The 22,421-nt window shown below is 58.8% G+C and carries 22 protein-coding genes; 10 read left to right on the top strand and 12 right to left on the bottom strand.

Annotated features, from left to right (window positions below; all coding sequences use genetic code 11):
* The first annotated feature begins 160 nt into the window (after positions 1-160).
* The 4 genes from KKY_RS13785 (at position 161) to KKY_RS13770 (ending at position 5,659) form a co-directional block, all read left to right on the top strand.
* Complete coding sequence (locus KKY_RS13785) at positions 161-1,900, top strand: relaxase/mobilization nuclease domain-containing protein (protein WP_014131978.1); 1,740 nt, start codon at positions 161-163, stop codon at positions 1,898-1,900.
* Between the two features lie 229 nt (positions 1,901-2,129).
* The gene (locus KKY_RS13780) at positions 2,130-3,428 is read left to right on the top strand and encodes a cytochrome b (RefSeq protein ID WP_014131977.1); all 1,299 of its coding nucleotides are present in this window, start codon (positions 2,130-2,132) and stop codon (positions 3,426-3,428) included.
* Positions 3,429-3,606: 178 nt separating this feature from the next.
* Positions 3,607-4,710 (top strand): M23 family metallopeptidase, encoded by a 1,104-nt coding sequence (locus KKY_RS19690; RefSeq protein ID WP_014131976.1) that lies wholly within the window; start codon positions 3,607-3,609, stop codon positions 4,708-4,710.
* A 235-nt stretch (positions 4,711-4,945) separates the two neighbouring features.
* Positions 4,946-5,659: a phosphatase PAP2 family protein gene (locus tag KKY_RS13770; RefSeq protein ID WP_014131974.1), complete on the top strand. Its 714-nt coding sequence runs from the start codon at positions 4,946-4,948 to the stop codon at positions 5,657-5,659.
* A gap of 70 nt (positions 5,660-5,729) precedes the next feature.
* Here the strand turns inward: KKY_RS13770 and KKY_RS13765 are convergent, their stop codons facing one another.
* The gene (locus tag KKY_RS13765; RefSeq protein ID WP_014131973.1) at positions 5,730-5,984 is read right to left on the bottom strand and encodes a DUF2171 domain-containing protein; all 255 of its coding nucleotides are present in this window, start codon (positions 5,982-5,984) and stop codon (positions 5,730-5,732) included.
* A 381-nt stretch (positions 5,985-6,365) separates the two neighbouring features.
* Between KKY_RS13765 and KKY_RS13760 the strand changes: the two genes are divergently transcribed.
* Positions 6,366-7,133, top strand: a complete 768-nt coding sequence (locus KKY_RS13760) for a L,D-transpeptidase family protein (protein WP_050811719.1) — start codon at positions 6,366-6,368, stop codon at positions 7,131-7,133.
* 496 nt (positions 7,134-7,629) lie between these two features.
* Here KKY_RS13760 and KKY_RS13755 read toward each other — a convergent pair whose 3' ends face one another.
* From KKY_RS13755 to KKY_RS13705, 10 genes are all read right to left on the bottom strand, one after another.
* Positions 7,630-8,358, bottom strand: a complete 729-nt coding sequence (locus KKY_RS13755) for a cytochrome c biogenesis CcdA family protein (protein WP_014131971.1) — start codon at positions 8,356-8,358, stop codon at positions 7,630-7,632.
* Positions 8,359-8,442: 84 nt separating this feature from the next.
* Entirely contained in the window at positions 8,443-9,195 is a 753-nt protein-coding gene (locus KKY_RS13750; protein ID WP_014131970.1) for a cytochrome c oxidase assembly protein, read from the bottom strand.
* Between the two features lie 173 nt (positions 9,196-9,368).
* On the bottom strand, positions 9,369-10,181 hold the full coding sequence (gene phnE / locus KKY_RS13745) for a phosphonate ABC transporter, permease protein PhnE (protein ID WP_202945624.1): 813 nt from the start codon (positions 10,179-10,181) through the stop codon (positions 9,369-9,371).
* On the bottom strand, positions 10,178-10,957 hold the full coding sequence (locus KKY_RS13740; protein WP_041528787.1) for a phosphonate ABC transporter ATP-binding protein: 780 nt from the start codon (positions 10,955-10,957) through the stop codon (positions 10,178-10,180). The genes phnE and KKY_RS13740 overlap by 4 nt, the downstream gene beginning before the upstream one ends.
* A 5-nt stretch (positions 10,958-10,962) precedes the next feature.
* Positions 10,963-11,868: a phosphate/phosphite/phosphonate ABC transporter substrate-binding protein gene (locus KKY_RS13735; protein WP_202945623.1), complete on the bottom strand. Its 906-nt coding sequence runs from the start codon at positions 11,866-11,868 to the stop codon at positions 10,963-10,965.
* Entirely contained in the window at positions 11,843-13,681 is a 1,839-nt protein-coding gene (locus KKY_RS13730) for a cytochrome c peroxidase (RefSeq protein ID WP_014131966.1), read from the bottom strand. Before KKY_RS13730 ends, KKY_RS13735 begins: the two co-directional genes overlap by 26 nt.
* Positions 13,682-14,122: 441 nt before the next feature.
* Positions 14,123-14,587, bottom strand: a complete 465-nt coding sequence (locus tag KKY_RS13720) for a cytochrome c-type biogenesis protein (RefSeq protein ID WP_041528784.1) — start codon at positions 14,585-14,587, stop codon at positions 14,123-14,125.
* Positions 14,584-16,566 carry a heme lyase CcmF/NrfE family subunit gene (locus KKY_RS13715; protein WP_014131964.1) on the bottom strand — a complete coding sequence of 661 codons (1,983 nt, stop codon included), beginning with the start codon at positions 16,564-16,566 and terminating at the stop codon, positions 14,584-14,586. The genes KKY_RS13720 and KKY_RS13715 overlap by 4 nt, the downstream gene beginning before the upstream one ends.
* Before the next feature lie 100 nt (positions 16,567-16,666).
* Complete coding sequence (ccmI, locus tag KKY_RS13710) at positions 16,667-17,749, bottom strand: c-type cytochrome biogenesis protein CcmI (protein ID WP_244404016.1); 1,083 nt, start codon at positions 17,747-17,749, stop codon at positions 16,667-16,669.
* A gap of 25 nt (positions 17,750-17,774) precedes the next feature.
* Positions 17,775-18,359 (bottom strand): DsbE family thiol:disulfide interchange protein, encoded by a 585-nt coding sequence (locus tag KKY_RS13705; protein WP_041528783.1) that lies wholly within the window; start codon positions 18,357-18,359, stop codon positions 17,775-17,777.
* Between the two features lie 303 nt (positions 18,360-18,662).
* Between KKY_RS13705 and KKY_RS20365 the strand changes: the two genes are divergently transcribed.
* The 4 genes from KKY_RS20365 to KKY_RS13690 all read left to right on the top strand — a co-directional run bounded on the left by KKY_RS20365 (position 18,663) and on the right by KKY_RS13690 (position 20,979).
* Positions 18,663-19,019 carry a hypothetical protein gene (locus KKY_RS20365; protein ID WP_139305122.1) on the top strand — a complete coding sequence of 119 codons (357 nt, stop codon included), beginning with the start codon at positions 18,663-18,665 and terminating at the stop codon, positions 19,017-19,019.
* A gap of 46 nt (positions 19,020-19,065) precedes the next feature.
* The gene (locus KKY_RS13700) at positions 19,066-19,626 is read left to right on the top strand and encodes a copper chaperone PCu(A)C (RefSeq protein ID WP_050811717.1); all 561 of its coding nucleotides are present in this window, start codon (positions 19,066-19,068) and stop codon (positions 19,624-19,626) included.
* 3 nt (positions 19,627-19,629) lie between these two features.
* Positions 19,630-20,265, top strand: coding sequence for an SCO family protein (locus KKY_RS13695; RefSeq protein WP_014131960.1), 636 nt, complete (start codon positions 19,630-19,632; stop codon positions 20,263-20,265).
* A 69-nt stretch (positions 20,266-20,334) separates the two neighbouring features.
* Entirely contained in the window at positions 20,335-20,979 is a 645-nt protein-coding gene (locus tag KKY_RS13690; protein ID WP_014131959.1) for a DsbA family protein, read from the top strand.
* Positions 20,980-21,038: 59 nt separating this feature from the next.
* On the opposite strand, the gene KKY_RS13685 is transcribed toward KKY_RS13690, so the two are convergent.
* Positions 21,039-21,359, bottom strand: a complete 321-nt coding sequence (locus KKY_RS13685) for an ArsR/SmtB family transcription factor (protein ID WP_050811716.1) — start codon at positions 21,357-21,359, stop codon at positions 21,039-21,041.
* Positions 21,360-21,689: 330 nt separating this feature from the next.
* Between KKY_RS13685 and KKY_RS13680 the strand changes: the two genes are divergently transcribed.
* Positions 21,690-22,310, top strand: a complete 621-nt coding sequence (locus tag KKY_RS13680; protein WP_041529470.1) for a transglutaminase-like cysteine peptidase — start codon at positions 21,690-21,692, stop codon at positions 22,308-22,310.
* Positions 22,311-22,421 lie beyond the last annotated feature (111 nt).

Here is a 22,421-nt window from a genome sequence, read left to right as displayed (position 1 = left end):
TCATGGCAAGATAAAAGCCGCACGGTGCGGCACGGTCGGGGTGCGGGAGCCAGGGGGTTTCCAAGCCAATATCGCACCGTACTGGCCGATATCGCACCGTGCGCCATCGCGATTTCGCGTTGCTTTTAAGTCCATTTCGCACCGTGCGGAGATTTCGGCCATGAGCAAGGATCGCGACTTCAAGGTCCGGCCGGGACGCATCCGCTCGCGTGCCAGCCAGAGAATGCGGCCCTTCATCGCCCAGGCGCTCGCCGCTGCCACGCGAGCCGGCGGCAGCCACGGGCGGGGCAACGGCTTCGGGTCGTCGGGCTCCTCCAACTTCGGGCGCGGTCGCACTGCCAATGTTGTGGCCAATCGCCTCATCACGCGCCGCAGCCGGGTTGCCGTGGTCAAGGCGCGGGTTGTCCGCAACGGCGGCTCAGGGGCACGCGCCTCGCGCCATCTCGATTACCTCCGGCGCGAGGGTGTCACTCGCGACGGCAAGAAGGCAATCCTGTTCGGCCCCGAGACCGACCATGCCGACGCCGGCGACTTTGCCGAGCGCTGCGCCGACGACCGGCACCATTTCCGTTTCATCGTCTCACCCGAGGACGCGGGGGACCTGAACGACCTCAAGGGCTTTACCCGCGAGCTTATGGACCAGATGCAGAAGGACGTCGGCACCGATCTCGAATGGGTGGCGATCGATCATTGGAATACCGAGCATCCGCACATCCATGTCCTCGTGCGCGGCGTAGCCGACACCGGCGAGGATCTGGTGATCTCGCGCGACTATATCCGCTCAGGGTTGCGCGACCGGGCGCGCGATCTCATCACTCAGGAACTTGGGCCCCGCAACGATCCCGACATTCGCGCAAGCCTCGAGCGGCAGACCGGCGCCGACCGCTGGACCGACCTCGACCGCCAGCTCCTGCGCGAAGGCGGTGAGAACCGCATCGTCGATCTCGCGCCCAAGCCGGGCGAGCGGCCGGACCAGTATCATGCCTTCAAGGCCGGCCGGATACGCACGCTCGAAAGCTTCGGCCTGGCTCATCCGGTCGGCGGCCAGCAATGGCAAATCGCAGAGGAAGCCGAATCCACATTACGCGAACTGGGCGAGCGCAACGACATCATCAAACGGATGCATAAGGCGGTCGCCGACCGAGGTATCGAGCGCGCCGTGTCCGACTATACGCTCGCAAGCGCGGGCGGCGACAGCCCGGTCATCGGCCGGCTGGTCGATCGCGGGTTGCATGATGAACTGACCGGGGAAGCCTATGCGGTGATCGATGGCACCGACGGGCGCACTCACCATATCCGCTTCCACGATCTTTCCGCCACCGGCGACGGCGGGCTCGGCTCTATCGTCGAGCTGCGCACCTACACCGATTCCAGGGACAATGTTCGAACCGCACTGGCGGTGCGCTCAGACCTGTCTATCGCGGACCAGATCAAGTCCGATGGCGCCACCTGGCTCGACCGCCAACTCGTGGCCGGCGATCCGGCCGGGTTCGGCGGCGGCTTCGGCGCCGAGGTGCAGCAGGCGCTCGAGGCACGCACCGATCACCTGATTGAGGAGGGCCTGGCCCGGCGCGAGGGTCAGCGCATCGTCTTCGCCCGTAGTCTTCTCGCCACCTTGCGGCGCCGCGAGTTGGACGCGCTTGGGGAACGGCTGGCCGCAGAGACGGGTAGCCCGTTCCAGAAAGCGGCATCGGGAGAGTATGTGGCCGGCACCTATCGCCAGCGTTTCGCGCTCGCTTCGGGCCGCGTGGCGATGATTGACGATGGACTGGGGTTCAAGCTCGTGCCCTGGACACCATCGGTCGAGCAGCATCTCGGCAAGCACATCTCGGGCGTCGCGCGCAGCGACGGCGGCATCGATTGGAGCTTCGGACGAAAGAGAACTTTGGGTCTGAGCTAAGTCGGTTTCGACCTGGGCACGTGGGGAAGTGCCGCGCAAAGAGCATGTTCAGTGCGACATTCCGCGACATCGCACATCCTTATCGCAACAGGCTTAATTTCGCAGTGGAATGATGTTCGTTCGGCCGAGATCGACATTCTCACATACTAAAGACACGGACGGCCCGCGCGCTACCAAGAAAAATGACCTAGGCATCAGGCGGAAACGCAGAAAAGAGGACTCGAGAACTTTGGCGACATCGAGCGACTCGAAAGCAACGACCCACTCTGGCGGCTACGTGCCCGGCACCAGGATCGAACGCTGGCTCGATGAAAGGCTTCCGATCCTTAGGTTCTCTAAAGAGCACCTGATGGATTTCCCCACCCCCAGGAATCTCAACTACTGGTGGACGTTCGGGGGCATTCTCGCCTTCATGCTGGTGGTGCAGATCGCGACAGGCGTTGTTCTTGTCATGCACTACACTCCGAACGTGGATATGGCCTTTGCTTCGGTCGAGCAGATTCGTCGTGACGTCAACTATGGGCGCATCATCCAGGGTACCCATGCGGTGGGTGCTTCGATGTTCTTCTTTGCCGCTTATGTCCATATGTTTCGCGGCCTCTACTACGGGTCCTACAAAGCGCCGCGCGAGATTATCTGGATGCTCGGGGTGATCCTGTTCATCCTGCTTATGGCCACAGCCTTCATGGGGTATGTGCTGCCGTGGGGCCAGATGAGCCTCTGGGGTGCCACGGTGATCACCGGTATCTTCTCTGCAATCCCGATCGTAGGCGAGCCGATCCAGACGCTGCTTCTCGGCGGGGTCTCGGTCGCCAATCCGACTCTCAACCGCTTCTTCTCACTGCACTATCTGCTGCCATTTATCATCGCGGCGGTCGTCGTCCTGCACATCTGGGCGCTGCACGTTCCGGGCAATAACAACCCCACCGGGGTCGAAGTGAAAGAGAGCCGCGATGCGCTGCCCTTCCACCCCTACTATACGATGAAGGACCTTTTCGCGATCGTTGTCTTCCTGATCCCGTTCGCCTGGTTCGTGTTCTTTGCCCCTGATATCTTGGGGCATGCCGACAACTACATCCCGGCCAATCCGCAGGTTACTCCAGCCTACATCGTGCCCGAATGGTACCTTCTGCCCTTCTACACCATGCTGAGGGCAATAGATTTCAACGTCCTGTTCATCGATTCCAAGCTGGGTGGGGTCATCGTGATGTTCGGGTCGCTCCTGGTCCTTTTCGTCCTACCGTGGCTCGACACATCCAAGGTACGCTCGGGAACGTTCCGCCCACTGTTCAAGCCGTTCTTCTGGCTGTTTGTCGTTAATTTCATCGCACTGGCTTATCTGGGCGCGCAGCCTGCCGAGGGGATCTATGTTCTCCTCGCCAAAGTGACGACGGCATACTATTTCGCCTACTTCCTCGTAATATTGCCGATCTTGGGGCGTATCGAAAAACCCGCACCCTTGCCTGCAAGTATATCGCAAAGCGTATTGGGCGAGAGAGGTAATGGGCCGAATGAAAAAGTTGCGTAAGTTCGTGCTGAAAAGTGATCTCCGAGGCGTCACTGCGCCGTGATGGCCGTACGGACCCAGAATTTCACCTACGCCAAAGAGATGAAATTCCTGAAAATGTGATCTGCTCAGGCGGGGGCATTTCCATTTCGTTAACCATAGCGAACGATTTTGTCCGGAGTACTCCGGAGTCGTCGTCGTGAGCGGTCGTGCATCATCATATCAAACGCTCGCCTGTTGGGGGGTGCTTGGCGGGCTGCTTCTCACCAATGTGCTCACATTCACGATACTCCTCAACAATGAGGACCTTAGCGATTTCTGGAACAACCGAAGTTCCGTGGTGCTGAGGGCCTATGAAGACCGCATCGCCGAGTTGAGCACGAATGTTGACCGGCTTCGATCCAGAGAAATCGCGAACTCCGGAACAGCGACTCTTAGAGGTCAGGAATTGGTTGAACGCCAGGCACAGCTGGAAGATCAGCTCTTGGCGATAGAGATGCTTGCGAAGACGGCACTGGCTCCTGAGCTGGTACCATTCCCCCAGTCGAATGAAAGCCCAGTCCTTTCGGCGACGGGTGGAGCGAGCCCTGCTGAGCAGCTTGATATTCTTGAAGCGAACTTAAGAGCAATGGAAGAAGAGATCGGAGACTCGGTGACGCTCCTTTCCGAGGTGATGGACCGATCAGTCGAGACGATCGTCGCAGAGTTGAGGCGCGTCGGCCATGAGCCGACTCTAAGCGAGTTGGCCATAGGCGGTCCATTTTTGGATGCTAGCGATTTTCCATCAAGTTCCGATACCCCTGATATGGTCGATATCCTCACTGCCATGGCTCGCTTGGAGGAAGCGCGCAGGGCCATGGACGATGTACCAATTCATCGACCGATTGAAACTACACGCATCAGCTCTAACTTTGGTCTGCGCCAAGATCCTTTCACCGGCCAATCCGCATTTCACTCCGGCATCGACTTTCCAGCTCCGACTGGTACGCCGATCCTGAGCGCGGGCCGCGGGACCGTCACTTTTGTTGGTTGGAAGGGCGACTACGGCAGAGTGGTCGAAGTAACCCACGCCTCGGGCCTGATGTCGCGCTACCCTCATCTTTCGCGAGCACTGGTTGACCAAGGGGACGAGGTAGAGGCGGATATGGTGATCGCGCTCGTCGGCTCCACCGGCCGGTCGACCGGACCCCATCTGCATTTTGAAATTCGTAATGAGAGCAGCGCAATCGATCCTACTCCATACCTGGCTGCTGGCAGGCGTCTAGAAGTATTCGATCCGTGGTTCACGACCGCATCACGGTAATATGAGGCGGGTAATTTGTTCTCGCCATCTGCGGCAAAATTGCAGTGGCGGTCCCATAGGTAAAGAAGGTAGCAAGATGCACGTTCTCGCGGAAGGCGTCCGTCATTGAGGTTGCAGGATGGAAAAAGCCCAAGAGCTTTCTAGAAGCCGATGGCCACTTGCTACCGGTTGGAACCGCTTAGTTGCCCCGGCGAGTGTAACGTCTCCGTCGCTTCGCGCTCCACTCGAGCGTCCGTTGGTCATTCTCGCGCTATTGTTTGCTCTTTCGCTGTGGACCATATTCAATGTCGATCGTCCGATTGCGATCTGGATGCGTGCTTTCCCCGAGGAGTTGTCCGCCCTCGCTAATCACATCACACGGCTGGGTGCAGGCGTGGAAGTGCTCGTAGGCTCGGGCGCGCTGCTCATCCTTTTGGCTTTCCTGCCCAGGGCGCGGTTGCGTCGCCGGATCGTGGTGGGCGCCAACGCCGTTGTGGCAGCGGCAGGGTTTGTTTTTCTATCGGTTGCTGGCGGCGGACTCGCTGTACTGATTACGAAATACTCGATTGGCCGTGCCCGGCCCGCGGTGTCGCAAGGGGAGGATCCGCTTGACTTCCAGGTGTTCGCCCTCAACCCCGACTACGCCGCCTTTCCCTCTGGCCATGCCACGACCGCTGGCGCCATGGCCATGGCACTTGCACTGGTATTCCCCAGGTTCCGGTCGATTTTCATTTCCATCGGCATTCTGATCAGTCTATCCCGGCAATTGGTCGGCGTTCACTGGCCAAGCGACACGATAATGGGGTGGGCGGTAGGGGTCGGCTTTACCTTCTGGCTTGCCCATATCTTCGCTCGTCGCCGCTTGCTTTTCGTCTATGGCGAGGACGGCTCCCTGCGGCCAAGGCTGGCCGGCATGCCGCTCGTGTCCCTTCTGCTGAGAAACGCACGAAGAACGGCTGCGCCCGGTTAGCCCTATCCAGAGAGATGCGCCGCCACGCCCAAAATCAGGGGCCTTGGTACCAATTCGCCTTGAGCACAGTTTAGTCGGCTGGCGAGCCGTCGGTTTCCTCATCCAGCAAGACGGCATTAGCGCCGGTAGCCGAAAGGCGAACGGTATTGTCTTCCACGATGGCCACGATGCCGCCTGGGATGTAGTGCTTGTGGCCTGCGTGCGACCCAATGTCGACGGCTTCCAACCGAATACGGTCCCCATCCACTGATGCGACCGTACCCACCGGCGCACCGTCGGCACCAAGAACTTCCATTCCAGCTTTGATGCCCGAAAGGTCGTACATCACACTTCTCCTTCAGATAATCCAAGTCTTCTTGCGGCAGTAGGCGCGAGCACGCTTGTGCACTTCCATGTTAGCAGCAAACCATATCCTGCAAAATGCCCAACCATCGTGAACAGGTGGCCGTGTGGGGTGGGTCTGACGTGGTCTAGTCACCATCAGACTTGTCGACGGCTGTCCGCACCGGCGGAAGCGATGAGAAGACGTATTCCGAGAAATTGGCAGAACGCCGCTTTGTGAGTTACAGGATGCTTGACGGCGTGAATGTTCGCGCCGCATGCAGCAATGCCAACTGCGTGAGCCGGCAGCGTGTGAAACTGCGACGGCAAGAGATCGGTAACGCCGAGCCAGTATGGTTAGCTGGCACTTACTCCGGTGATCCCCATGCCCCTCGCAATCGCATATGTCAGTCGCGTAGTTGTCGTATTTTTTGCCACCTTGGCGCTGGCAGCATGCAGTCAGTACATGGGCGACAATCGCCATAACGTTCCGCTGCCGCCAGAGCTCCTCCAACGGATGGCCGAAATCAACTCCTCGCCATCTGAGCCGATGATGATACGCCTTTATAAACAGACTTCGACGCTGGAGGTTTGGAAACGAACCAGCGACGGCACATACAGCCTCTTGAAGACATACGACATATGCAAATGGTCAGGGGAACTAGGGCCAAAATTCCGTGAAGGCGATCATCAATCGCCGGAGGGCTTCTACGACGTAACACCCGACTTGATGAACCCGAACTCTTCCTACTGGCTATCGTTCAACGTCGGTTTTCCGAACAAATTTGATCAGGCTTGGGAGCGCACTGGAACAAACTTGATGATTCATGGGGACTGTCTGTCAGTTGGCTGCTACGCCATGACCGACGATGGCATCAAGGAGATTTTCGCACTTGCCCGGGAAACATTCAGAGGCGGCAATCGATCCTTCCAACTACAGTTGCTGCCCTTTCCGATGACGGAAGCTAACATCCAGGCGAACGCATCGAGCCCTCATGTTGATTTTTGGCGCAATCTCAAAGAAGGCGCGGATATCTTCGACAACACAGGAATCCCGCCGACCTGGGATGTCTGCGAGAGGCGTTATGTCTTCAACGTGAATGATCCTCGCGTCTCCCCTCTTGATCCCTTGGGGCCTTGTCCAATTTCGTGATCAGCGGAGCAGAACCAAATTGGCAAACCAACACTTTGGCAAAATAATCTGCGTTTGCCCTTGCTGCTGTAGCGACTAGAGGATGTACAATTCTCCAACGACTGTTGGAGAACCAGGCATATGAACGGAAACCTTGTCGCTTATTTTCCGGCGCCAGATAGAAAAAACTACATTACAAATAGGCTCGCCGACATGTGGATTACGGCGCCGGCCAAGTCATCATTCTATCAGGATGAGCCTCCTTTAGGCGTGCAGGCGCCCGATGTCAGATAAGCCGCCGCTGGGATTGCGTCTCTTTCATTTGCTCCTTTGGGGGTTTTTCGTCGTTGCCATTCTATGGTACGTGGCCGCCCCTCTTGTGGTTCGCTTTTTAACATAGTTGCCGGAAATCATGCGTGCGGACATGGCTGCAGACAGCAGCGGTTGGTTCCTCACCGCTGTCGGTGATGCACTCAGGTCTCACGGAGGTAGTTTCCCTCGCCCCTCCCGGATTCCTTTATCCTATACGTGCGAAGACCGGAAAGCGCTCAAGAAGCCAAAAAGCAAATGCGGACATCTGGCCGGTGATCATCGCCAGTCCCATAAGGATCATCACTATCCCGGCGAGGATCTGTAGCACCCGGCCCAGCCGGCGCATGTGCTTGAGCCTTGCCGCCAAGCTGTCTGCAAAGGTGGCGGTGAGCAGAAATGGCACCCCAAGACCCGCCGAATAGATCGAGAGCAGCAGGATGCCACTTCCTGCTGCCTCTGACGTCGCGCTCACGGTGAGGATTGCCCCAAGGATCGGGCCAATGCAGGGCGTCCAGCCGAAGCCGAACGCCAACCCCAAGACATAGGCGCCAGCCGGCCCCCCACCTTTCAGGGCACCATGATATCGAAGATCCTGAGAGAGCCATGGCAACCTAACGAGACCGGTCGTAAAAACGCCGAACACAATGACGATCGCGCCCCCTACAATGTTGGCTTCGTAGCGCCACGAAAGCAGCAGCCTGCTGAGCGCTGTGGCGCTTGCGCCGAGCGCAACAAAAATCGTAGCAAATCCGGCGACAAAACAGAGGCTCAGGAGCAAGGCGTTCGAGCGCGCCGCTACGCCGCTGCGGTCCATATTGCCTGTGATGTAGGAAACATATCCCGGCACCAGGGGAAGCACGCAGGGTGAAAGAAACGAGACCATGCCTGCAAACAGTGCCGCCAAGACCCCGATACTGGCAATCTCAAAGCCCATATGTAGAACCGTTCTTCTGGCTCCGCATCAGATCGCTGCGGGCATCCAGGCCATCAGCAATGCGGGCATTTATAGGCCTGGAGATCATACGGTGGTTTCAGGATGTTTGGTGTCGTCTCTGCTCAGGAACCGCATCAGCAGCCACAACGCGACCGCGATATACGGAAACATCGCGGGAACCCACATCACCAAGCCTGCAAGTTGCTGATCGCTGAGCGTGGAAATTCCAAACGGCTCAGTTGTCAAGAAGTGCGGTGGATAAATCGGTCTGCGTGCAAAAACCAATATGGCGCCGAGCAGGCCCATTTGTGCCACAAACGAAAGCAGCGCGAGTATGCTCGGCCCAAATGACCGTTCCGGGCTGAAGATTTCACGCCAGAACAGCCAGGAGGTGCCAAGCAAGGTTAATTGCATCAGCCAGTACGGTAGCGCGCCGCCGATCGCCCACTCATAGGCCAATGGAGCGTGCCAGATCCATAACGTGATGGCGCTGAACACCGTCAATAGTGCAAGTGGCAGCCGGGGGCCTCGCCGCCAAGGCAGCGCAATTGCGAGCAGGGGAGCCGTCACCGAGATCAGGATGACATGATGGGCTACTCGAACGGAGAACAACGCTACGGTCAAAGCGCAGATGGGCGAGAGGAAAGCAACGCCAATTAGGACAAGCGCCCCGAAAACTGCGGCCCTTCCTGCCGAATCCCTTCTACCTTGGGTGAACCACCCAATAGCGATCAAGACCATGAGAGCGATGGCAAAGGGGTCGAAATTCCATTGCAGCCAAATACTGTCCGGCACGGGCGGCGGGCCGCAATAGGAGTCGAAGGATTCAGCAATCATGGGATTTCTAGCTCTGACAGTTTGCCGCTGCTGACCCTTTGAGCTGGCATGCGTTCGCTGCGCATCGGCCTACCCGCTAAATCTACTATATCTATGCTCCTCAGTCATTCTTGGGGTTGGCAAGGAAGCACATATAGCAATGCCGAAACGATGATCGCTTTGCCAGCAAGCCGTTAGCGCAGAAGGCCGCGGATGGCGTTGTTGACCAGTTCTATAACAACCACGAAGGCAATGACCACGATCGTCAGTGTCGCAACCCTATCGTATTGGAACGCACGCACATACATCTGGATGTAAAAGCCGATGCCGCCCGCTCCTACAACGCCCAGGATGAGGGATTCGCGCAGGTTCATCTCGAAGCGGAATAAGGTATCCCGAAGGACGTCCGGAGCGATCTGCGGCCAAGCGCCGAAACGCAGCTTCTGAAGAAAGGTCGCGCCAGCGCTCTCCAGCGCCTCGATGGGGCTTGGATCGATGCTCTCGATGGCCTCGGCATAGAATTTCGCCAGCATCCCGGTGGCATGGAAGGCAATGGCGAGTATGCCGGGCAGCGCCCCCAGCCCCACGGCGCCCACCATCAGCATGGCGACGAGGATCAGTGGCACGCCACGAATGACGGCGAGGACCGTCTTGACCGGAACGTGGACGATCGCCGGGGTCAGGTTTCGTGCTGCCAGCAGGCCAAGAACGGCTGAGAGAAAAATGCAGCCGACGGTCCCCAGGATCGCAATGCGCAGCGTCTCGGCCGAGGATTCGATGACCACCGGCAGCACCGAAAGATCGGGCGGCATCATCCTGCCCAAGAACTCGGCGATCCGCCCGCCGCTCTCGGCCAGGCGCGGCAGGTCGATCTCGCTGCCGCTCCATGACCACATGACGATCAGAACGATCATGACCGAGAGCAGGAACTGCCCCCAGGCACGTTGCCTGTCGCGATCTTGCGCGCGGCCGCCCACCTCCGTTCGCCTATGGGATCTCGCCGTCATCGCGCGGCCGCCTCGTTCTGGCCCTGGGCGCGCGCGCCATAGATGCCGGCGAGTTGGGCTTGGCTCAGCGCGTCCGGCGGGCCGTCGAAAACGATGCGCCCCCCCTCGAGCGCGATGAAGCGATCCACATATCCTGCGACCAACCCCGGCTGATGCGAGGACAATACCAGTGTAGTCTCCGGGCTCGTGACGGCCCGGTGCAACAGCTCGAGAACTGCGCTGGCCCTTACGGGATCGAGACTGCTGACCGGCTCGTCGGCCAGCAGCAGGTGCGGTTCCTGCGCGAGGCACCGGGCGATGGCGATCCTTTGACGCTGGCCACCGCTGAGCCGATCGACGCGGCGGGCCGCGAAAATTTCCATTCCCACATCGCGTATTGCCTGATCGGTGATCCCGAAGTCGTCTGCCCCAAACCTGCCCATGAGAGACCAGAACGGATCGGCATGGCCCAGCCTACCGTTCAGCACGTTGTCCTGCGCGGTTCCCCGCTCGACCAGCGCGAATTCCTGGAAAACGAAGCCTACGCGGCGGCGCCACGCTCGGGGCGGCTTGCGGTTCGGACTAAATGGGAGGCCGACGACCTCACAGTGCCCCGACCAGCCGCGCAGCCGTCCGTCAATAAGGCGCAACAACGTGCTCTTGCCCGCGCCGGAGGCGCCGATCAGCGCCACGCGCTGTCCCATCGGTACGTGCAACTCAGCGATCGTCAGGACCGGTCGCCCCTCGCCCGGATACCGGAAGCTCAGATCCCGAAGTACGATCGCGTCGGACTTCATGAAACTTATCTCAGCAAACCATAGGCCCTCGCCAGCGTTCTGACCTCCTCATAGGCGGCCAGATCCGCGACGACGTAGCCGTCCGGCCCGTAGACATATTGCAGCAGATATCGCAGCTCCGGCTCGTTCAACCTCAGCATCGCTGAAACGAAGACCTCGCGCAGGTCAGGTGCCAGGTCACCGCGAGCTATGACGCTGTGCGAGGGGATCGGTCGGGACTCGGCGATCCATGTGACCTCGAGCTGCTGGGTCGGAGTCAGCAGCATATCGGCGTACTGGCTGGCGCCCGCTGCATCGACCAGCCCGTTCGCCACGGCCTGGATCGCCTGCTGATATCCGCCGGCGAACAGAACGCGGTCGAAGAAGGTTCCCGGGTCGTCGTCGCGCTGGAATAGGCCCGCTTCCGCGAAGAGATCCAGCGGATAGTAGTAGCCCGACTCTGAAATCGGATCGGCGAAGGCTATGGTCTTGCCGCGCAGATCCGCGAGCTCGGCGATGCCGCTATCCCGGCGTACGAACACGCGCGCGGTATAATAGGGACGGCCGAAATAGACCTCCTGGAGGATGGCCGTGGCGCCGGCATATTCATTGGCAAGGACATAGGGCAGCGCCCCCATGAAGGAGATGTCCGCGTCGCCGTTACGCAGGGCCTCGACGGCCGCTGCGTGATCGCTGGTCACGAAGCCGCGTACCAGCATGCCGAGCTCCCCGCCCAGCCATTCGGTGATGATCCGGATGTCGCCGAGAAGCTTCTCGGGGTCCTCCTGTGGGACGAAGGCAAGCGTCAAGCCGTCTCCTGCCTGTGCCCACGCCATTGCAGGTGCGAAATGCAGGGCCACCATCGACACCAGCAGCGATCGCCGAGTCGGAGAAAAGGGACGCGGCTCAGTACATGTCGTCTTCATATGCATCTCTCAACTCCTGAAAGTTGCCCCAGAGCGTTTCGGCTTCGGTCCAATTGCCAGCATTGACCGCCGTCCGCATGCCGTTGAGGATATCTACGAGCTCGAAGACCTGTGCTCGTGCCGCGGAGTTCAACATCCCCGTGGCGTCGAGCGCCAGATCGAGGGCGACGGTCTCGAGCATGAGGTTTGCGTTCACCGCATCCCGGTTTCTGGCGAGCGTGTCGAAGGTGGTAGCGAAGGTCGTCAGCTCCTCCCAGGCGAGCCGGAAGACGGTATCGAGGCCGTCGAACGTCTGGTACGGCTCGTCAGCCGCGCCGACGGCCTGGAGGTAGGCCACGAGGTCGTCTTGCGCTTGGTCGGCGAGGCCGAGCTCGAAACGCGTGTCGAACCAGTCCACCACACTGGCAAGAGTCGGCTGTGAACCGTCATGGAAGTAGGGTGCGGTGAAGTTGATCCCCAGCAGCGTGGGCGTATCGAAATAGCCGTCCATGGCGCCGCCGTAGCCTTCCGAGTCCGAGCCGATGTTGTGCGATTGCCGGTCGAGGAACGCCGAGGACGGTACATGGCACGACGCGCAGGACCGCCCGTCCATCTGCGCGAACGGTCTGCGGAAGAGCTCCTCCCCGCGCAGTTCGGAATCGGTTGCCCCTGCGGTCAGGCGACCCATCCCATCGATCCGCGTGTTCGGAAGAAAGTCGAACTCCAGCATGTAGGCGACGAGCGCGTCGAGCTGGAATGGAGTAGGCTCGGGTCCCCCGAATTCGCTGACGATCACATTGCGGGTAAATTCCGACAGGCTGGCAAAGCGACCGTCTCGCCCATAAGGTCCAGTGAAGCGTAGGCCGCGCAAAGTTGGGATGTCGAGGCTGCCACGACGCTGGTCGTTGAACAGGGGATTGAAGAAGGAGCCGCGTACATCGACCGCACCCGGCTGATGGCTGATTCCGGGGATGAAGAAGCTCTGATTGATGTCGCTTCGGTTGTGGCACGTCGAGCACGTGATGCCCAATGACCGGGCGGGTTCGCCAAAGATGTTCGGGCTGTCGAAGAGCATGTCCCCGAAGGCGATCAAGGGCAGTTCCGCCTCGTCGATGCCGCGCTCCTCGAAGTTCAGGACCAGCCGGGGCAACGGATCCTGATCGGCGAGGCTGGACCCCGGCGGCAGCCAGGCGGCGACCTGTACCTCGCCACGCGTGGCGACAACGCTTTCCGGCAGGGGGGGCAACGTCCGTCTTTCGACAAAACTAGTCGGCTCGAAGTTTGCAGCGAGATAGGCATCGATCTCCGCCCTCGCTCGCTGGAAGGTCTCTTCGTCTGTGCCGATCACGTTGGCTCCCATGACGCCGGTCGTGCCGATCGCGCTCATCAGCTCGAGCCAGGCAAAGCCAAGGCGCCGAGCCGCTTCACGATCAGCCTCTTCGATGAACGATGCGAAGGCCCTGTAGTAGGCTTGTGCCTCCAGCGCCTTCTGCTGGGCCCTTCCCGGATCGGCTAGAGCCGCGGCGGTCTCGGCGAGCGCCGCTCTCGCGAGCCAGGAGACAGCTCGCGTTGATGCTTCGTAAAGGGCCTGACGGTTTTCCGAAGCGATAGCGTCGACGATCGCAACGTTCATATCCGCTGGCAAAGTGTCGAAATAGGTACTGGCCGGTCGTTGGATGGCAGCGGCCGGATGCGGTTCCTCATAGGCTCTTCGGATCTCGTCCCACGGCGCTGGCACGAGATCTGCCATGAACAGCATGCTGCGATAAGCGGCGGCGGCAGGATGCCAGGGTTCCTCGGTGACGACCGTCGAGAAGGCCGTAGGCGCCAACAGCACCATGACCAGAAAGACTCCAATCCGCGACCTTCGAAAGACCCCGAGCATGATTGAGCCCGCGCAATTTCAACTAGCGAACGATAATGCTATTGCGAAGCATTTGCAATAAGGATTGCTGTGTTGGTCCGGTTGTGCCTGTTGTCATGGTGCCGTGGCACTTGAAACTGCGGTCTATGCGAATCCTCGGCTATGGGAGGCTCGCAACCGTGATCTCGCCCGCCGCGGTCACGCTAACCCTGATCGGATATGCGGCAGAATCCGTTGTAGGGATCGTCGTGGTCGACCAATTGGAGCCGATCGCCCATTTACGTCGAAAGCCAGTCCGCCAGCCAACCCATCACAGTCACCGGAGCTTGATGGGAATGAAGTCGACATGGCAGCTCTTTGGCCGAGGACAATTACCCTTTTACGACGACAAGACGGTCGGAGAACATCAATAGATGGCTAGTCGCTTCGCAGTTGATCGAGGATTTTGGCTTCTTCTGACGAAAGGCTCGCAGCGCCAGTTCGGATGTTTCGGCGCCTGGTAGCCAAAACGGCAAGCATGATAAAACTTGCCACCAATAAGATCGGCGTTGCTACCCACAGAAAGATGGTGTGACCAGCGAAAACCGGATTGAGCAGCACGAACTCACCATACCGCGCCACGACGAAATCATAGACCTCGGTGTCGGAATCTCCTGAGACCAGACGTTCACGTACGATTAGTCGCAAATCTCGGGCAAGGGGTGCATCCGAGTCATCGATCGACTGGTTCTGACACACAAGGCAACGCAGATTGCTCGAGATGGCGCGGGCACGTTGTTCGAGGACCGGGTTAGCCAATACTTCGTCCGGCTGAACGGCTGGGACAGCTACGGGGGTTAAAAGCGCTCCGAGGGTTCCAATGAGAATAATCAACTTCCTCATGGGCGCGCCTCTACCGGCTTAGTCCTGTTCCTGGCCACTGTGGGCGCTCCGATGCGCAGCCTTCGGTCTGTAAGCGAGAGGAAACCCGCGCTTGCCATGAAAAGCGTGCCCAGCCAGATCAAAAGCACAAACGGCTTGTGCCAAAGACGCACGACCCGGCCATCAGTACCGAAACGTTCTCCGAATTGAACGTACATTTGGCTCAACCCATATGTGCGGATTCCTGCCTCGGTGGTTGACGTGCCGCTGACCGGATAGATCCGTCGCTCCGACGTTACCTCCCTCACTCCATCCCAGGGCGAGCGGATAGCGAAAGAACCGCGTTCGGCGGTGAAGTTCGGCCCGCCTACCTGGGTTTCACCCTGATAGGTCACCGAGTATCCGGAAATCTCGATGGTCTCGCCCGCACGCATTGATGTGACGATTTCAGTCTGGAACGCCGTGGCACAGACGATGCCGATGACCGAAACCCCGACGCCGAAATGAGCGATTGCCGTCGACCACGCCGTACGCGGCAGACCCTTAAGACGGGCCCAACTCTGAGCTGGCGTAACCCGGCCGGCTGCGATGCGATCGGCAATTTCGGCAATCGCACCGACCATCACCCAGATACCAATTCCGAGACCGATCGGTGCGAGTGTTACAGGGAAACCCAGAAAGGCGAAGACGAGAAGGGACAGCACCAGCGTGACCACTATGGCCGCAATGAGCCGCTGCCCAACCGCAACCAGATCACCGCGCTTCCAGGCAAGGAACGGCCCGAACGGGATCAGGAGCAGCAACGGCACCATGAGCGCGCCGAAGGTCAGATCAAAAAACGGTGCTCCAACCGTGATGCGGGCGCCCGTAAAGGATTCTAGAACAAGAGGATAGAGCGTACCGACCAAAACACCTGTCGTTGCAGCAGCAAGGAAGACATTGTTCAGGATCAGCGCGCCTTCCCGACTGATTGGGGCAAAGAGGCCACCGTGACGAAGTGAGGAAGCGCGCAGGGCAAAAAGCGTGAATGCCCCACCGATCAATGCGGCAAGCATCGCGAGAATGACTGTGCCGCGCGTGGGATCGGAAGCGAAGGCATGAACCGAGGTGAGAATGCCCGAGCGCACGAGGAAGGTGCCGAGCAGCGATAGCGAGAAGGTGACGATGGCCAGAAAGATCGTCCAGATCTTGAGCGCGTTGCGCTTTTCCATGACGACCGCCGAATGCAGCAGCGCGGTTCCCGCCAGCCACGGCATGAAGCTGGCGTTCTCCACCGGATCCCAGAACCACCAGCCGCCCCAGCCCAGCTCATAGTATGCCCAGTAGGACCCCATGGCGATCCCGAGGGTGAGGAACGCCCAGCTCGCCAGTGTCCAGGGCCGCACCCAGCGCGCCCACGCCGCATCGATCCGGCCCGACACCAGTGCAGCGATTGCGAAGGAAAAGCAGATCGAGAACCCGACATAGCCCAGATAGAGCAGCGGGGGGTGGATGGCGAGGCCGATATCTTGAAGGATCGGGTTGAGTTCGGTTCCGTCGAACGGCGCGGGATCGAGCCGCCAGAACGGATTCGATGTGAAGATCACAAAGGCGGAGAAAGCCGCGACCATCAGCCCTTGGTTTGCCAAAACCAGGGTTTTGAGCTCGTTAGGAAGATTGCGTCCGAACGCAGCTACTGCGGCGCCGAACAGCGTGAGTGTGAGGACGAACAGCAGCATGGAACCCTCGTGATTGCCCCATGTGCTGGTGAATTTGTAGAGCATCGGTTGGAGGGAGTTGGAGTGCTGTACAGCCAGCCGCAACGAGAAGTCATCGCTCATGAAGGCTTGAACGAGCGCGGCGAAGGAAAGCCCCACGAGACCGAACTGCAGAAGTGCTGCATGCTTCACGAAGCGTTGCGCCATTTCGTTAGCGCGCCAGAACGCAAAGCCGATTCCGGCCTGAGCGGCCGCAATCACGAAGGCAAGTATAAGCGCCAGATGGCCCAACTCGATCGTCATTCCACATTCCTCCCCTGACCGATATTCGGCAATGACCGAAACGCAACACCGCACGGTGGCAGGGATCGTCTGGCTTGCCCTTTGGAGATCACTGCCATTTCTATTCCATCAATCCCAGATCCCGACCAAAATCCTCGAGGGTCAGACGATCCTCACCTGAAAGAGCGGCCAGACCACGATCGAGATCCGATCTAGCCGCATCCGGGCCGTCCAGTTGATTGCGGGAGCGCACCAACTGTATCCATTCGGCGGGGCTGCCCCCGGTGCTACCGAGCCGGGCAGCCAACCCGTCGACCATGCCGCGCACGGCCTCAATGGTCTCGCTGTCCTGCCCGATGTCTTCGCCACGCGTTCCCGCTTGCGCTGCGGCCAGGCCCGAGCGCGCGGTTTCGACCCAGGCCTCTTCGCCGGTTGCGATAGCCAGCAACTCTTCCCACAAGGCAACGGCTTCGTCATATTGGCCAGAACGCGTCAGCTCTCCCGCCAGATAAAACCGCGAGCGGACATGAAGCGGATCGGTGCTCATTGCGCTTTCAAGGAGCGCTAGGGTTTCTTCGCCGAAAGCTCCGTCGTCAACGAGGATCAGCGCTTCAGCGAGATTGGTTTGTCGGTCAGCCGTCGGCGATTCGAGCGCCAGAATCCGGCGCCAGGCATTTGCCGCTTCCGCGTATCGACCCTGCTCCATATAAATAGGCGCCAAAACCAACCAGCCGCGTACATCGTCAGGGGTTTCCTCCATTCGGGCCTCGACTGTGGCAATTGCAGCCTCGATATCGATAGCCGCTGTCTGAGGAGTTTCGCGGCCGGCCAGAGGCGCATTTGGAAGATCGGCACGTCCAACCCAGGCATAAATCCCTACTGCAACAAGTGCGATGGTCGGCAGGGTTGTCCAAATGGCCAGCTTGCCGCTTCGGACACTTTTACTGCCAACATGATCCCTTTCCTGGCGGAGCACTTCGCGCGCGAGTTCGGCGCGAGCTGCGGTCGCTTCGTCCGCCGAGATCCTTCCGGTTTCGTGATCGCGGTCTATCCCGTCAAGCTGGTCACGGAAGAAGGCACGCATCGCATCCAGCGTCGCGCCTTTTGGTGACGATGCAGGGTTCGTTCTCAAGCTCCGAGCCAGCACCGCGATGCTGCCGAGAACACCTAGAACTGCAAATGTCCAAAACAAATTCGCGCTCAAGTACGCCTCTCGGAACGGTTTCGGGTCATTGCGTGACCTGCGAAAACAGTGGCAAAATATCGTTCTGGAGAGCTTGGTCGGTCAGGACCCCTATGTGCTTGTAGACGATAGTTCCCTCTGCATCGACTACGAACGTCTCTGGCACGCCGTAGACGCCCCATTCGATCGCAACACGGCCGTCCACGTCAGCGCCGGTTCTCGTAAAGGGGTCGCCCAAGGCGTTGAGCCATTGGTCAGCGGCGGATGGATTGTCTTTGTAGTTGATCCCGTACACCGTGACCTGCCCCTCTTCTTTAAGCCGCATCAACAACGGATGCTCTTCACGACAGGGCACACACCAAGACGCAAAGACATTTACCAAGCTCATCTCTCCGACCAAATCCTGGCTGGACAGACCCAACTCCCGCCCTGCAACAGGGGGTAGTGTGAAGGCCGGTACGGACTGCCCTATCAAAGGTGACGGCAGAGCACCCGGATCACGAGTCAGGCCCCAGCCGAACACAAGGACGAGAGCAGCCACGAACGCCAGCGGCACAAAAAGATACAGCGACCTGCTGCGTCTCGAGCCTGCCGCATTGTGCTCTCCCGAGATTTCCGAAGTGGGTGCCATTGATACGATCCAAGAAACCTCCAGTAAGGCGCGTCACGAGCATCTTGCCTCCTAGAGCCGCTATAGGTTCAAGCAGAAATTTGAGGTCTTTTTGCCGCATCACCAAAATTTGTGGCGCCGCTCGCACTCTAGTATCGTGTCCGAGGTAAGTATAGTTTCGGGGCATTGGGCGTCGCGCGTAGTGACTGTTGGTCCATCATATTCGCGGGCCACTTTTTGCGTGGTGAGCGGTGTCAATGCGCCGGATTGGTTTCAATTCGTGACTGTGTAAAAGCCGTAATCGGAAATCAGGATGCCGGAGGCATGAGCCTTGCGCGTGACATCGGCGGGGAGGTCGGGAAAGCGCTGGTCGTTCTGGCGCTGTTCTTCTTGTCGTTCGCATATCAGTCACCTCAACTGCCGGCATTTGCGGAAGAGGGGGGCGTCTGGTCCGTTGCCAATTTTTCCATCTGTGGCAGCGGCCATGACAAAACTGACGCGAGCCACACACCCTGTCACGCCTGTCGTCCCGATCTGGCTGTGCTACCACCGCCTCCAAGTGTTGTCGTTCCGGCCTATCTCTCTTTCATAGCTGTCGGCTGCTCAAATGAAATCGACATCTCTGCCAGTCAGGCGGCCTATTCGCTTCCCAACCCACGAGCGCCTCCAGCCCTGAACTGACCGCACTTTACGTCACTCAGACCTTTCCTTTGCTGGAGTCATCAGAATGTTCCATACGCTTTTGCGCGTTTCCCTTGTGGGCGCGCTTCTTTTCACATCCGCTCTACCAGTATCAGCTCAGCTGGCCCAGGAACTTGGCCACTCCGGTACGGAAGCCCAGGCCAATGCGGCCGTTATGATTGAAGAGTTTGAACTGGAGGGGCTTTTCGCTCGGGCAACTCTGCCGCGCGCGCCAAACGGTGGGGCCTATTTCTCCTTGACCAATACCGGTCCCGCCGACGATCGGTTGATCGGAGCCTCAACATCGATTGCAGGGGAGGTCCAGATTCACTCTTCCACTGTTGAAGGCGACGTCATGCGAATGCGCGAGGTGCCCGACGGCGTCCTTCTTCCCGCCGGTGAAACGGTTACATTCGAACCGAGCGGGCTCCATCTCATGCTGGTCGGTCTCAACCAGCCACTGGTTGAAGGCGAAGCATTTCCACTGACTTTGCAGTTCGAGCATGCGGGAACTATCGAGATCGAAGTCCCCATTGCCGGCATCGCCGCCCGCGAAGCTCCCGACGACGGCGCGGGGAGAAATGGATCCAGCCATGAAGGGCACTGAGGGATGACGCACTCGACCTTGAAGACGGTGAGGCTGGTGCTCTGGGGCATGGTTTGCGTGGCCGCGCTTTGGGCAGGATGGACATGGTACGGTTCCCTGTCTACCCCTGCTCCCGCTTCGGTCACCCAAAGACTGGCCGAAGCGCAGGATGGCCAGTATGGCGCCGGCGACTATCGACTGGTCACGCACACTGGTGAGGATGTTGATGATACGATTTTCGTGGGCAAGCCGTCGCTGGTCTTTTTTGGCTTCACCCATTGCCCCGATGTCTGCCCGACCACGCTCGCCGACATCGAGTATTGGTTTACCGAACTAGGAGGTGACGCCAACGACATGCAGGCCTTCTTCGTTACCGCCGATCCTGAACGGGATACGGTTGAGGTTATGGCCGAGTATGTGGGTTGGTTCTCGGAGAGGATCATCGGATTGACCGGCGAGCCCGAAGAGATCGCGGAAATGATCGATGCCTGGGGCGTCTTCACGCAAAGGACCGATCTTGAAGGGGGCGGTTACAACGTCGACCACACCGCCTCGGTCTTCATGCTCGACAGCGGTGGACGTTTCTTCGGCACGATCTCCTATGAAGAGAATTCGGAAACGGCCATTGCCAAGGTCAGGCGACTTGCGGACGCCGGATGAGCCTATCGCTACTTTATTTACAGCTAGCGCAGCAATCACGATGAAAACCGTGTTGCGCGAGGAGAAAACATGAACAGACGCACAGTGGTTGTTGGCACATTGGTTGTCGCCGGCGCGGTACTTGCAGGCGGTGCCTATCTCTATAACGCCAATCAGGCCGAGCAGGCCGTGGCAATAGCGAACGAAAACGCTGCCGTGCTGATCCGGCCAAATTCACCGATTATCGGACCGGAAGACGCACGCGTAACGATCGTCGAATTTCTTGACCCTGCCTGTGAGGCGTGCCGGGCGTTTTATCCGGTGGTCAAATCGATCCTCGAGGAGAGCCCAGAAGATGTGAGGCTCGTGGTGCGCTATGCACCCTTTCATGACGGTTCCGAAGAAGCTGTCGGCATTTTAGAGGCCGCGCGTGCGCAGGGTCTCTATGTTCCAGTGATGGAAGCCATTTTTGCCGCTCAACCCCAGTGGGCGGCTCACGGCAGCCCTAACATGGACCTGGCATGGTCGGCCGCAGAGGAAGTCGGGCTCGATGTGGAACGCGCGCGCATCGACATGCGATCGCCCGCGATGGTGGCTCTCCTCAATCAGGATCTCGCCGATATCGAGCAACTTCAGATTGGGCAGACTCCCACATTCTTCATCAATGGACAGCCCTTGACGGAATACAACTTCGAGCGGCTGGATGAACAGGTTCACGAAGCGCTAGGCAATTGATCGGGCTTTGCTCATTGAAGATGGCATAAGGTTTGGAGCGGTTAGCAACTTAGCTTATGTCACCGATTCAGAGCTGAAGTCTCCCTGAAATGTGCCGCCATGTTGGAGATCATATCGCTGACATGGCGGTCGGGGATGCTGTAATAAACATGCTGTGATTGTCGCTTGCCAATCAGTAGCCGTGCGCCACGCAGCAAGCGCAGGTGATGGCTCACCAGCGTTTGCGAAAGTTCAAGTTTGGCGGCAATATCCCCAACAGCTTTAGGTGCGCTTGTGCAGTACATGATGATCCGGAGCCGGTTGGGCTCGCCCAATAGCCGAAATGCCTCGGCCAACGCGTTCAGTTGAGCTCTCGATAGCTCTGAAGTGTTGTCAGTCAATGTGCATATCCCGGATGCTGGAGGCTTTACATCATTCGCAGGGTGCGCTGCTGATCCGCCACAGTCCTAAAGTCGTGTTTGGAACCCAACCTCGATCGTGGTTGCCTCCCGGCGGAGGCCTTACAGCCAGGCGTTAGCCAATCTAGAGCAGGCGGCCCAAGGTCGACCTGACCTGCTAGAAACCCAATCCTCTGACTAAACCTCACGCCTTCATTATTCCTAACAGACTGACAATCCGCATTATAAAACTCGATTCAAAACTATCTTGTAGTTTTTCTATCGAGGCAATTCGGGCCGTCTATCGTGAACCCCGTCGGGGAGATCATGATAATGAAAAAAGCAATCATCTTTCTTTTCGGGCTTGTCAGCCTCATCACTTCATGGGGAGCAGCAGGGCTCGCAATGGAGAACGAGGTTCATCCATCTTTCGCCTCCGTAGGCAGCTTGACTTCAATTCCGGTCGGTCACGCCGAGTACTGCCAGCGCCGTCCGCATGACTGCCAAATTACCGATCTCGTGCGCAATGTTGCGCTTGAAGAGGAATTCTGGCGAGAGTTGCAGGAGGTCAACAACCATTACAATATTTCGATTATGCCAGTCAGCGACAGAGACCTATATGGCGTGGATGAGTTCTGGACCTATCCTGTCAACGGCTATGGCGACTGCGAGGATTTCGCGCTTGGCAAGCGAGCTGCGCTGATTGAGCGTGGCTGGCCGCCTTCTACTCTGCTTGTGGCCGTGGCAACCCAGCCCAATGGAGACGGTCATGCTGTGCTTATGGTCCGCACGGATCGAGGCGACCTGATCCTCGATAACCAGGAAGCGTTGATCAAGGTGTGGACGGATACGCCTTACACCTATCTCAAGCGTCAGAGCCAGGCCAATGCTGGGCAGTGGGTAGATATTCTCGATGGCGTCGGCGGCAACTTAACAGCTACTGCCGGCTACTGATTGGCTCTGGTCTACGTTGAATTTCTGACCCACATGAGCGCATGGCCTCAGGAAAATGCTTGCTCGCTCATGATAAATTGCGACCTTTGACGTCATCGAACGGCGTGCGCG

Source organism: Pelagibacterium halotolerans B2 (genome assembly GCF_000230555.1).
Taxonomy (GTDB): Bacteria; Pseudomonadota; Alphaproteobacteria; order Rhizobiales; family Devosiaceae; genus Pelagibacterium; species Pelagibacterium halotolerans.
This window is presented reverse-complemented; position numbering and strand designations above follow the sequence as displayed.

Bases quoted from the DNA above. Each gene is read 5' to 3' on its own strand.
- KKY_RS13765 (WP_014131973.1), bottom strand. From the start codon at position 5,984: ATGTACGACCTTTCGGGCATCAAAGCTGGAATGGAAGTTCTTGGTGCC.
- KKY_RS13755 (WP_014131971.1), bottom strand. From the start codon at position 8,358: ATGGGCTTTGAGATTGCCAGTATCGGGGTCTTGGCGGCACTGTTTGCA.
- phnE (WP_202945624.1), bottom strand. From the start codon at position 10,181: ATGACGGCGAGATCCCATAGGCGAACGGAGGTGGGCGGCCGCGCGCAA.
- KKY_RS13715 (WP_014131964.1), bottom strand. From the start codon at position 16,566: ATGACGATCGAGTTGGGCCATCTGGCGCTTATACTTGCCTTCGTGATT.
- KKY_RS13680 (WP_041529470.1), top strand. From the start codon at position 21,690: ATGAAAAAAGCAATCATCTTTCTTTTCGGGCTTGTCAGCCTCATCACT.
- KKY_RS13705 (WP_041528783.1), bottom strand. From the start codon at position 18,359: ATGGCACCCACTTCGGAAATCTCGGGAGAGCACAATGCGGCAGGCTCG.
- KKY_RS13785 (WP_014131978.1), top strand. From the start codon at position 161: ATGAGCAAGGATCGCGACTTCAAGGTCCGGCCGGGACGCATCCGCTCG.
- KKY_RS13720 (WP_041528784.1), bottom strand. From the start codon at position 14,587: ATGAGGAAGTTGATTATTCTCATTGGAACCCTCGGAGCGCTTTTAACC.
- KKY_RS13750 (WP_014131970.1), bottom strand. From the start codon at position 9,195: ATGATTGCTGAATCCTTCGACTCCTATTGCGGCCCGCCGCCCGTGCCG.
- KKY_RS13695 (WP_014131960.1), top strand. From the start codon at position 19,630: ATGACGCACTCGACCTTGAAGACGGTGAGGCTGGTGCTCTGGGGCATG.
- KKY_RS13700 (WP_050811717.1), top strand. From the start codon at position 19,066: ATGTTCCATACGCTTTTGCGCGTTTCCCTTGTGGGCGCGCTTCTTTTC.
- KKY_RS13740 (WP_041528787.1), bottom strand. From the start codon at position 10,957: ATGAAGTCCGACGCGATCGTACTTCGGGATCTGAGCTTCCGGTATCCG.
- KKY_RS13735 (WP_202945623.1), bottom strand. From the start codon at position 11,868: ATGCATATGAAGACGACATGTACTGAGCCGCGTCCCTTTTCTCCGACT.
- KKY_RS13730 (WP_014131966.1), bottom strand. From the start codon at position 13,681: ATGGTGCTGTTGGCGCCTACGGCCTTCTCGACGGTCGTCACCGAGGAA.
- KKY_RS13690 (WP_014131959.1), top strand. From the start codon at position 20,335: ATGAACAGACGCACAGTGGTTGTTGGCACATTGGTTGTCGCCGGCGCG.
- KKY_RS13760 (WP_050811719.1), top strand. From the start codon at position 6,366: ATGCCCCTCGCAATCGCATATGTCAGTCGCGTAGTTGTCGTATTTTTT.
- KKY_RS20365 (WP_139305122.1), top strand. From the start codon at position 18,663: ATGAGCCTTGCGCGTGACATCGGCGGGGAGGTCGGGAAAGCGCTGGTC.